We start from the raw sequence: 10,085 nt of genomic DNA, 5'->3' as shown, positions 1-10,085 counted from the left end.
CCGGGCGGGCGCTAGGCCTTGGACGCCCTGCGGTTGGCGAGGAACGCCTTGGTGAGCTCGGTGATGATGGGGATGACGGAGACCAGCACGATGGCGATGAAGATCAGGTCGATGTTGTCCCCGACCCAGCTGTACTGGCCAAGCCAGAAACCGAGCAGGGTCACCCCGATGCCCCACAGCGCGGCGCCGATGGCGTTGAATCCGATGAAGGTGCGGTACGGCATTTTCGCCACCCCGGCGATGACCGGGACAAAGGTGCGCACGATCGGCACGAACCGGGCCAGGATGACGGCGCGGCCGCCGAACCGTTCGAAGAAGGCATGGGCGCGGGCCACATGGCTTTGCTTGAAAAGGCGTGAGTCCGGCTTGTTGAAGATGGCGGGCCCGGCCTTGTGCCCGATGAAAAATCCTGTCTGGTCGCCAATGAAGGCCGCCACGAAAATGCACAGGGCGAAGAACGGAAGGGGGATGTCCAGGGCGCCCGTAGCGACGAGCAGCCCGGCCGTGAACAACATTGAATCGCCCGGCAGGAAGAACCCCACCAGCAGGCCGGTCTCGGCAAAGACAATGCCGCAGACCAACAGGATGATCCAGGGCGCCAGCGCCGGGTCGCGCAGGAAGACGTCCGGGTTGAGCCAGGGGGGAAGGATGCTCAACGTGGGGGCAGGGCCGTGGCCCATAAGGGCGGGCAGGGCGAAGTCACCCAAGGCTGAAAGTATCATCGTTACAGATTACGGTACGGGCCGCACCGGGGCCCCGGTCCGTGGGCGGGAACACACCGCAGGCGCGCAGGAGGCGCGTCGGGCACCGGGCTCCGGGAGCGGTAGCCTTGAAGGGTGCCTGTGGACTTTACTGCCATCGATTTTGAGACCGCCAACGGATTTCGGGGATCGCCCTGTTCGGTGGGGGTGACCAAGGTCCGCGACGGGGTGGTGGTCGACGAGGCCTATTGGCTCATGCGCCCGCCGGCCGGCCACGACCACTTTGATGCGCGCAACATCGCCATCCACGGCATCACGCCCGACGACGTCCTGGGCGCCCCACGCTTCAAGGACGTGTTCGGCGAGGTGCGCGACTTCATTGGCGGCGATGCCCTGGTGGCGCACAACGCGGCGTTTGACCTTGGCGTGATCCGGTCCGCCTCGGAAGTGTCAGCCATGCCCGCCCCGGCCTTTGACTACGCCTGCACGGTGGTGCTCTCGCGGAAGAACTATTCGCTGCCGTCCTATTCGCTGCCTTACGTGGCCGAGGCGGCCGGCGTCCCGCTGGTCAACCACCACGACGCCACCGAGGACGCCCGTGCCTGCGCCGGGATCATGGTGGACATTGCCGCCCGGCAGGAGGCGTCGTCCGTGGCCGGGGTCTTTGCCGCGATGAAGCTTTCGATGCCGCACGTCGATTCCTGGGACCCCGCCACCGACCAGGTGTCCAAGGCGACCAGGTCGGCCCTGGAGAAACTGGCGGCGGGCGGTGCGGCGGCAGCCTATGGCGGCCGGCCCGGCCGCTCCGGCTGGTCCGTGGAAGGCCCCAACCCGGAACCCAACGCGGCCGCCGATCCGGCGCACCCGCTCTACGGGCAGACGGTGGTGTTCACCGGCAACCTGGGCCTGCAGCGGCCGGAGGCGAAGCTGCGGGCCGCACACCACGGTGCACGGTGCGCCAGCAGCGTGACCCGAAATACGACCGTCCTGGTGGTGGGCAGCGGCTTCGCAGCGGCCGACCTGCGCAGCGGCCGCGTGACGTCGAAGGCGGCGCGTGTGCTGGAACTGCAGCGCCGCGGCCAGGGCATTGAGGTGCTCTCCGAGGGCGAGTTCATGCAGATGGTGGGCTGAGCACGTGGCGGGGCGGGACCGGCCTGCGCCCCACGGGGAACGGCCGGGATGGACCGGTTCCGTCATGCTGCGCAACAATGCTGGAGCGCGCGGGACGGCTGGCCCTAGCCTTGAAGGATGACCGCCTTCAATGACCACCTTCCGTCCGCAACCGAATTCATCCAGGTGCCGCGGGCGGGGGGCCTGCGCCGGTTGTTTGCCTTCCCCAACCCGGTCAACGAATATGCCGCACGGTCCACAGCGGGAATCGTGGTGGCCCTGGCCCTGGCAGCATTGGTCTCCGGCCAGGCGTGGCTGGTGGCCGTCATCGCCGCGGGCTTCGTCCTGCGGCTGGCCTTCGGTCCGCGCATTTCGCCGGCGGCGCTTCTTTCCGTCAAGGTGCTCGCGCCGCGGTTCGGCCGGCCGAAACTCGTGCCGGGCCCGCCCAAGCGCTTTGCCCAGGGCATCGGCGCCGTACTGTCCATCGGCGCCATCGCGCTGTTGCTGTCCGGGGCGTCCCTGGCCGGCTGGACGCTGATTGTACTGCTCCTTGTGGCGGCCTCCCTCGAGGCGTTCGTGGGCCTGTGCCTGGGCTGCGCCATCTTTGGCATCCTTCAACGCCGGGGGCTCATTCCGGCCGGCATTTGCGAGGAATGCGCCAACTTCTCCTTCCGGAAGGCGTAGCCGGGCCCGTCGAAGCCAGGCTGCGCCTCAGGCGCCCACCGTCAGCTTGACCAGCTGCCCGGCCAGGTGCTGGATGAGCTGCGGGTCCTCGCACAGCTTGAGCCAGGCCAACGGAAGCGCCTCCTCCCCGTAAAACGCCCCCAGGATGTTCCCGGCGATGTGGCCGGTGGAGTCGCTGTCCCCGTCGTGGTTGACGGCCAGGCGCACGGCGGCCAGAAAGTGCTCCGGGGGTGACACGGCGCCGGGAGCCGTGGCCAGCACGGCATAAAGGGCGACGGCGAGGGCCTCCTCCGCCACCCATCCCAGCCCCAGCGCATCGGTGAGCTGCACGCCGGAGAGGGGAACGCCGTCGTGCGCGGCAAGGACGTCCGGGGCGGACAGGGCCAGGGCGGCGTCGAGCCGGGACAACAGCTCGGGGTCGGCGCCGGGCTCGGCATGGGCCCGGACGCCTGCGGACGCGGCCGCCTCGCGCAACCCCAGCCCGGCCACGGCCAGCATGTGGATCAGCCAGCTGAACGCGCCCGAACTTTGCCGGGCCGACGGGTGGCCGTGGGTCAGGGACGCGGCCTCGGAACTGATCTTGTACACGGTTTCCGCGGGGATGTTGGGGATCAGCCCGTAGGGGGCCGAACGCATGACGGTCCCGCAGCCCTTGGAATCGGGGTTGACCGGGCGGTGGACGGTGCCCATCTCGCCGCCGGACAGCCCCGTGATGCAGGCATTGCCGGGGTGGCGCCGGTGGTGGAGCACGCTTTGGGTGTCGATCCAGCGCGGCTGGGGCTCGGGGGCCGGCCCCGTGGCCTGGATGCCCTGGGTCTTCAGCCAGCGCAGGTAGGCCAGCCACTGGCAGGCATTGATGTCCGCGCCCACGCCGTCGTTGGCCCACTCCAGCACTTCCAGGAGCCCGTCCAGGGTGTAGAGGGTCATCTGCGTGTCGTCGGAGAAGTGCAGCGGCGGAGTTTCCTGGGACAGGTCCACCAACCCGGCGGCGCCGTATTTGGCCTGGATGTCCGCCAGCGAATCGAATTCCACGAGGTAGCCCAACGTGTCGCCGAGGGCGCCGCCCATGATCGTGCCGTGGACGCGGCGCCCGAAGTCGGCCGGGGGAGCGTTGGTGGGTTGCGGCTGGGAAGTCATGGTTCCAATTTACCGTCACCGGCGGCACGCGCACGGCCGGGGTGAGGTGTTGCGTTCAACAAGAGCCGGTAGAATTGGCCGGACCCCCAAAATTAGGAGACACATGCGCGAGCCTGCTTGGCGACGGACTGGAAAGACCCCCGACTACAGGTTTTCGCTGGCCAACGAGCGCACCTTTCTGGCCTGGGTCCGCACGGCCCTGGCGCTGCTGGCCGGGGCCGTGGCCATCGACCAGCTGGCGCCGGAAATCGCCCCCACGGTGGTGCGGATCATCCTGTGCCTGGTGCTGGCGCTGATCGGCGCCTCCCTGGCCGTTGTCAGCTACCGGCGCTGGGCGCACCAGGAACAGGCCATGCGCAACGACCAGGAACTGCCGCATTCCTGGCTGATGCTCGGGATGACGGTGGTGGTGTCGGCCGCCGCCCTGGTCTTTGCGATCCTGATCCTGACCCGGACCTGACCGTGGCGGAAACCACTGAACGGGCAACCCGGGACCCGGGGCTGCAGCCCGAGCGCACGGCACTGTCCTGGCGCCGGACCATCATGAGCATCATCGTCGCCGACCTCCTGATCTGGCGCGGCTTTTTTCACGCCCTCACCCATGAACACAGCGAGCCCGGCGGGCTCTTTCTCTCCGCCCTGCCCGCCCACGTCACGGGTCTGGGGGTGTGTGCCGGAGTGGCCAGCCTGACCACCGTCGTGCTGGTGTGCTGTGCGGTGGGCCGGATCAAGTCGCTGCACGCCGGCGTGGACCGCCACGACCACGAGGGCGGCATCGCAGCACCGGCACTTACCTTACGCACAGCATCGGCCGCTATAGTGGCTCTGGCGGTCGCGGCGATCTTCGCCATTGTCCTGGGGATGTAATTTTTCGATGGCGTGCATGGCCCGGGGCGGCGCAACCGCAGAACCGATGAATCCCACCGACGTTTCCCACCGAAGGACCTTCTTCACCATGAGCACTTCCGGTACGGCCCCGGCCACCGTGCAGCCCCGCCCGCTGAGCACCCACGTCTTCATTGAGGCGCTGGGCAGCTTCTTCATCGTCTTCGCCGGCATGGCCACCGCGCTGTTCAGTGCGTCAACGTCCACGGTGGCGTTTGGCTACGGGCTGGCCATGGTGGCGGCCCTGGTTGCCTTCGGCAGCGTCTCCACCGGCTATTTCAACCCCGTCTTTTCACTGGCGATGGCCGTTGCCGGCCGGATCAAGTGGCTGCACATGGTGGTGTTCGTGTTGGCGCAGGCCGTCGGCGCCGTGCTGGCCTCGGGCGTCATTTACGCGCTGGTCAATGTGCTCCCGTCAGAGTCCACGGGCGGCGTTTCCAAGGTGTTCGCAACCCTGTCCAGCGGCTTTGACTCGCACTCCCCGCTGAAGGTGCCCATGGTGGGTGTCATGATCGTCGAGCTGGTGGCCGCGGCCGTCCTGGTGGCCATCATCCTGGGCGCCACCCACGCACGCAATGCGACCGTCCTGGCCCCGGTCGGCATCGGCCTGGCCCTGGCCGTCACCATCACCATTGCCCTGCCCGTGGCCAACAGCTCGCTGAACCCGGCTGCCTCCACCGCGGCGGCGTTCCTGACCGATTCCTGGGCTGCGGGGCAGCTGTGGCTGTTCTGGCTGGCACCGCTGTTCGGCGCAGCGCTGGCCGCGGCCATCTACCGCACCTTTGCCCCGCAGTCCGCCGCCGCGTCCGCTGGAGCCGCGGATGAGGCGGCAGCGGACAATGCCGCTGGCGCCGACGCTGCAGCCAAGCCGGGGGCCATCGACTACAGTGCGCCTTCCGCCAGGGGCGTGGACGCTGCCGTGGACGGCGGCGTCCCGGCACCGGTTCCCGCAACGCCTGCCGCCGCCGCGGCTGTGGAGCCGGCCGCCGCAAAAAGTGACGCCCAGGACTTCTTTGACGCACCCAGCAAGTAGCGCCCTGCGCTGAACGGCGCACCGGCACCCGATGTCAGTGGCGTCGGCTAGCTTTGAACCATGAAGCTTTTGCACACCTCCGACTGGCACCTGGGCCGTTCCTTCCACGGCGTGGGCACCCTGCCGGCCCAGCGCCGCTTTGCCGACCAGCTGCTCGCCACCGTTGCGGCGGAAGGCGTGGACGTGGTCCTGCTGGCCGGGGACGTCTACGACCGCGCACTGCCCAATGTGGACGTGGTCAACCTCTTTGACGACATCCTGGCGCGGCTGAATGAGGCCGGGGTGCCGATCGTCATCACCAGCGGCAACCATGATTCCGCCACCCGGCTCGGCTTTGGCGGGCGCATCATGGAACGGGCCGGCGTGCACCTGCGTACCCGCCTCGCGGACCTCGCCACCCCGGCGCTTTTCCCGCTCGACGCCACCGGCCCCGCCGGACCGCAGCTGGCCGTCTACGGCATCCCGTACCTGGAACCCAGGCTGGTGGCCGTGGCGCTCGACGCCGAACCCGCCTCCCACTTCAGCGTCACCGAGGCGGCCCTGAAGCTGGTCCGCGCGGACCTGGCGGCGCGCCCGGAAGGGACGGCCGCCGTCGTGCTGGCCCACACCTTCGCCAGCGGCGGCATCACCTCCGCAAGCGAACGGGACCTGGCCGTGGGAGGGGTGGGCGCGGTGCCGCTGGACCTCTTTGACGGGTTCACCTACACAGCACTCGGGCACCTGCACGGGCGCCAAAGGCTGAGCGAAACCGTCCGGTATTCCGGCTCGCCGCTGCCGTACTCCTTTTCGGAGGCCGCCCACACCAAGGGGGCATGGCTGGTGGAGGTCACGGCGGACGGGCTCAAGGAGGTGCGGCGCGTCGACTGGCCGGCGGAACGCCCGCTGTCCGTGCTGCGGGGCACCCTGGCGGATCTGCTGGCGGACCCGCAGTGGGACGCCGCGGAGGCGCACTTCTGCCAGGTGACCCTGACGGACAACGACCGCCCGGCCAACGCCATGGAAGCGCTTCGCACACGCTTTCCAAACACGCTCGTGCTCATGTTTGAGCCGGAAAATGCGCGCGACCGGGGCTCGGAATCGTATAGCCAGCGCGTCTTGGCCGCCGTGGACGAGCTGGATTTGTGCTGCGGATTCCTTGACCACGTGCGGCACCGGCCCGCCAACGACGACGAACGAGGGCTCCTGCGCGATGCGCTCGCCTCCGTCCATGCCCAGGAGGCCGCACTGTGAGAATCCACCGTCTGGAAATGCAGGCGTTCGGCCCCTTCGCCGGCCGCGAGGTGGTTGACTTCGACGCGCTGGGGGCGCAGGGGCTGTTCCTGCTCAACGGGCCCACCGGCGCGGGGAAGACCAGCGTCCTGGACGCCGTGGCCTACGCCCTGTACGGCAGCATTCCGGGGGCGCGGAACAATGCCGTCAAGAGCCTGCGCAGCCACCACGCCGCCGAGGGCGTAGGCCCGGAAGTCGTGTGCGAATTCAGTGCCGGCGGCCGCCGCCTGGAGGTGCGGCGCAGCCCGGAATGGATGCGCCCGGCCAAGCGCGGCTCCGGCACCACCCGGGAACAGGCGAGCACGCAGCTGCGTGAATGGGCCGACGGCGAATGGGTCCCGCTGTCCCAGCGCAACGACGAGGCCGCCGGCGAGATCCAGCGGCTGCTGGGCATGAACATGGAACAGTTCACCAAGGTGATCCTGCTGGCACAGGGCGAATTTGCGGCGTTCCTGCGCGCCAACGCCAAGGACCGCGAGGAACTGCTGGAGAAACTCTTTGGCACCGAGGTCTACCAGGACCTGGAAGCGCAGCTGGCCGCCGAGTCCCGGGAGGCCGCAGCCCAGCTTGCCTCGGGCCTGGCAGCGCTGGCGGCCCAGGAGGCCCTGGCCCGCAGCCAGGCCGCCGCGGCCCTGGCGGAGGCGGGGCTGCCGGCGGATTCGGGCCAGGCTGCGGAAACGGGCCTTGCGGCCGGGACTGAGGGGGAAGCCGGGGGTGCCGCCGCGGAAGTCGGGCCTGCGGCGGCGGACGACACCGGGGACGATGCGGGGGAAGCCGCGGACGGGCGCAGCCTGGCATCCTCCGGTGCCGAGCTCTTTGGTTGGCTGGCCGAATCGCTGGAGGTTGCCGTCCGGAAGGCCAAGGCGGATGCGGAGGCGACGGCCGATGCCGCCCGGGCGGCTGCCGAGGCGGTCGCCACGGCGAAACAACGCCAGGACAGGCACGCCCTGCGGGACGCGGCCCTGGCCGGGCAGGCACGGCTGGCCGCCCTGGCCGGTGAGGCCGGCCAATGGCGGGAGTCGCTCAAGCGCCACCACGAGGCGGAGGTCCTGGCCCCTGTGGTGGCCGCTGCCACCACCACGGCCCGCACCCTGATGGCCGCCGACGCCGCCGGCGCGGCCGCCCGGGACGGCTTTGCAGCCAACCCGCTCGCTGCCCGACTCGCCGAGGACCTGGCCGGACAAGCCGCCACCGGCACCGGAACACAGGGTGCAGGGACGGACGCGGGCGAGGTGCCTGGCGCCGTGCCGGACCTTGCCCTGCCGGCACACGTGGAAAAGGCGCTGGCCGGGCAGCTGGCAGCCGTCACGGCGGCACTGCCCGGCGAACAGCGGCTGGCCCGCGTCACGGCAGACCTTGCCGCCGGGGAACAGGCACTTGCTGCCGCCACGGCGGAGGTCGCCCAACAACGCGATGGCGAAGCCGCCGGCAAGTCCCGCCTGGCTGAGGCCAAGGCAGAACTTGCCGCCCTGCGCGGCAGCGCAGTCCCCGTCGAACAGGCCCGGGAGCGGCATGAGGCAGCCGCCCGGCTCGTGGCCAGCATCGCCGCCCATGCAGCGCAGTCCGAGGTGGTGGCACGCCGCGCCGCCGACGACCTCGAGGTGCGCGAGGCGGCGCTGCGCGCCCGGCAGGCCTGGCTGGACGCCGTCGAACTGCGCCACTCCATGGCGGCCGGGGAACTGGCTATGCTGCTGGTGGACGGCGAACCGTGCCAGGTCTGCGGCAGCACGGCGCATCCGGCGCCGTCGGCCCTGGCCGGTTCCGGCCCGGAGGCAGCCAACCAGGAAAAGGCGGCCAAGGCCGCGAGCGACAAGGCCGACAAGCGCGCGGCGGCGTCGCACGCCGAACTCTCGCAGGCCCGGGAGGCGCTCGCCGTCCTGGCCGAGCGCGGCGGCGGCGGCGAGGCAGGGGAGGCCCGTGCCGCCGTCGTCCGGGCCAGGGAGACGCTGGACGCCGCCGCCGCCGCGGAGGCGCGGATTGTGGGGCTGGCCCGGGAAGCCGACACCGTGGAAACCGCCGTGGCCGCGGCGCAGGCGGCGCTGCTGGCCGGCACGCAGCGTGTTGCGACGCTTGCTGCGGGGAACGCCGCACTGGCTCGGGAAGCCGGGCAGCTGGAAGACGGGCTTGCCGCAGCCCGGGCCGGGTATGCGTCGCTGGCCGATCGGCAGCAGGCGGTGGAGGGGGCCCAGCAGGCCGCGTCGGCACTGGCGGAGGCACTGCGGCGCCAAATTGCTGCGGCGGAGGCGGCCGCCTCGGCCGGCCGGGCACTGGAGGCGGCGCTCGCGGAAGGCACCTTTACCGACGCGGCGCAGGTGCGCGGGGCGCTGCTGGCGAAGGAGGAGGCGGCCGCCCGTCGGGAGCGGCTCACCGCCTTTGACCGGGACGGCGCGCTCAACACGGCACAGCTGGAGCGGGCCGAGGTGGCCGAAGCCGCGCTCGAGGCGGCGCAGGGGCTTCAAGCCCCGACGGCGGGTGACCTGGCCGGACTGCAGGAAGAGGCGCAGCGCCGCGGCGACCTGGCCCAGACGGCGGCCGTGCGGCTGGGCCTGGCACGCCAGGCGGGGGAGCAGGTGGCTGAAACCGCCGCGGCCTTCGCGGCCCGGGAAGCACTCGTCGCGCCGCTGCGCGAGCGGGCCGCCCTGGTGGCCGGCCTGGCCGAGGCGGTCCGCGGCGGCGGGGACAACCAGCTGAAGATGACGCTGACCAGTTACGTGCTGGCCGCCCGGCTGGAGCAGGTGGCCATCGCCGCTTCGCTGCGGCTCTCCACCATGAGCGGCCAGCGGTACACCCTCAGCCACACGGATGCGAAGGCGGGCGGGAACCGCAAGTCGGGCCTGGGGCTGGAAGTGGTGGATGAATGGACACAGCGCAGCCGGGACACCGCCACGCTCTCGGGCGGTGAGTCCTTCATGGCCTCACTCTCGCTGGCGCTGGGGCTCGCCGACGTGGTCCAGCAGGAATCCGGCGGCCTGGACATCGAAACGCTGTTCGTTGACGAAGGCTTCGGCAGCCTGGACGAGGAGTCCCTGGACCAGGTCATGGATGCCCTCGAAGGGCTGCGGGACGGCGGCCGCGTGGTGGGCCTGGTCAGCCACGTGGCCGAGATGAAGACGCGCATTCCCGTGCATTTGCAGGTCACGAAGGGACGCAACGGCTCAACGCTGGCCCTCGGCGTGGTGTGAGCCGCCTGCGGGCGCCCGATGGTTGGCGGGGCCGGTAGAATGGGGCACGTATCTGGGTCGGGTGCACCGGGTGGCGGGACGGTG

Annotated in this window: 9 protein-coding genes; 7 read left to right on the top strand and 2 right to left on the bottom strand. The window is 70.6% G+C overall.

Going from position 1 to position 10,085, the window contains the following annotated elements; all coding sequences use genetic code 11:
* Positions 1–11 precede the first annotated feature (11 nt).
* Positions 12–707 (bottom strand): DedA family protein, encoded by a 696-nt coding sequence (locus G6035_RS08145; RefSeq protein WP_371130917.1) that lies wholly within the window; start codon positions 705–707, stop codon positions 12–14.
* A 129-nt stretch (positions 708–836) separates the two neighbouring features.
* Between G6035_RS08145 and G6035_RS08140 the strand changes: the two genes are divergently transcribed.
* Positions 837–1,832, top strand: a complete 996-nt coding sequence (locus tag G6035_RS08140) for an exonuclease domain-containing protein (RefSeq protein ID WP_176616574.1) — start codon at positions 837–839, stop codon at positions 1,830–1,832.
* A 117-nt stretch (positions 1,833–1,949) separates the two neighbouring features.
* Positions 1,950–2,495, top strand: a complete 546-nt coding sequence (locus tag G6035_RS08135) for a DUF4395 domain-containing protein (RefSeq protein WP_176616573.1) — start codon at positions 1,950–1,952, stop codon at positions 2,493–2,495.
* A 27-nt stretch (positions 2,496–2,522) separates the two neighbouring features.
* Here the strand turns inward: G6035_RS08135 and G6035_RS08130 are convergent, their stop codons facing one another.
* Positions 2,523–3,632: an ADP-ribosylglycohydrolase family protein gene (locus G6035_RS08130; RefSeq protein WP_176616572.1), complete on the bottom strand. Its 1,110-nt coding sequence runs from the start codon at positions 3,630–3,632 to the stop codon at positions 2,523–2,525.
* 103 nt (positions 3,633–3,735) lie between these two features.
* Here G6035_RS08130 and G6035_RS08125 point away from each other — a divergent pair, with 103 nt between their 5' ends.
* From G6035_RS08125 to G6035_RS08105, 5 genes are all read left to right on the top strand, one after another.
* Positions 3,736–4,092: a YidH family protein gene (locus G6035_RS08125; protein WP_176616571.1), complete on the top strand. Its 357-nt coding sequence runs from the start codon at positions 3,736–3,738 to the stop codon at positions 4,090–4,092.
* Positions 4,093–4,094: 2 nt separating this feature from the next.
* A complete protein-coding gene (locus G6035_RS08120; RefSeq protein WP_176616570.1) occupies positions 4,095–4,499 on the top strand; it encodes a DUF202 domain-containing protein in 405 nt (134 codons plus the stop codon).
* An 88-nt stretch (positions 4,500–4,587) separates the two neighbouring features.
* The gene (locus G6035_RS08115; RefSeq protein ID WP_176616569.1) at positions 4,588–5,550 is read left to right on the top strand and encodes an aquaporin; all 963 of its coding nucleotides are present in this window, start codon (positions 4,588–4,590) and stop codon (positions 5,548–5,550) included.
* Positions 5,551–5,610: 60 nt separating this feature from the next.
* The gene (locus G6035_RS08110) at positions 5,611–6,780 is read left to right on the top strand and encodes an exonuclease SbcCD subunit D (protein WP_176616568.1); all 1,170 of its coding nucleotides are present in this window, start codon (positions 5,611–5,613) and stop codon (positions 6,778–6,780) included.
* Entirely contained in the window at positions 6,777–10,001 is a 3,225-nt protein-coding gene (locus G6035_RS08105) for an AAA family ATPase (protein WP_176616567.1), read from the top strand. The genes G6035_RS08110 and G6035_RS08105 overlap by 4 nt, the downstream gene beginning before the upstream one ends.
* The last annotated feature ends 84 nt before the right edge of the window (positions 10,002–10,085 follow it).

Source organism: Arthrobacter sp. SDTb3-6 (assembly GCF_013376095.1).
GTDB lineage: Bacteria > Actinomycetota > Actinomycetes > Actinomycetales > Micrococcaceae > Specibacter.
This window is presented reverse-complemented; position numbering and strand designations above follow the sequence as displayed.

Bases quoted from the DNA above. Each gene is read 5' to 3' on its own strand.
- G6035_RS08135 (WP_176616573.1), top strand. From the start codon at position 1,950: ATGACCGCCTTCAATGACCACCTTCCGTCCGCAACCGAATTCATCCAG.
- G6035_RS08130 (WP_176616572.1), bottom strand. From the start codon at position 3,632: ATGACTTCCCAGCCGCAACCCACCAACGCTCCCCCGGCCGACTTCGGG.
- G6035_RS08125 (WP_176616571.1), top strand. From the start codon at position 3,736: ATGCGCGAGCCTGCTTGGCGACGGACTGGAAAGACCCCCGACTACAGG.
- G6035_RS08115 (WP_176616569.1), top strand. From the start codon at position 4,588: ATGAGCACTTCCGGTACGGCCCCGGCCACCGTGCAGCCCCGCCCGCTG.
- G6035_RS08110 (WP_176616568.1), top strand. From the start codon at position 5,611: ATGAAGCTTTTGCACACCTCCGACTGGCACCTGGGCCGTTCCTTCCAC.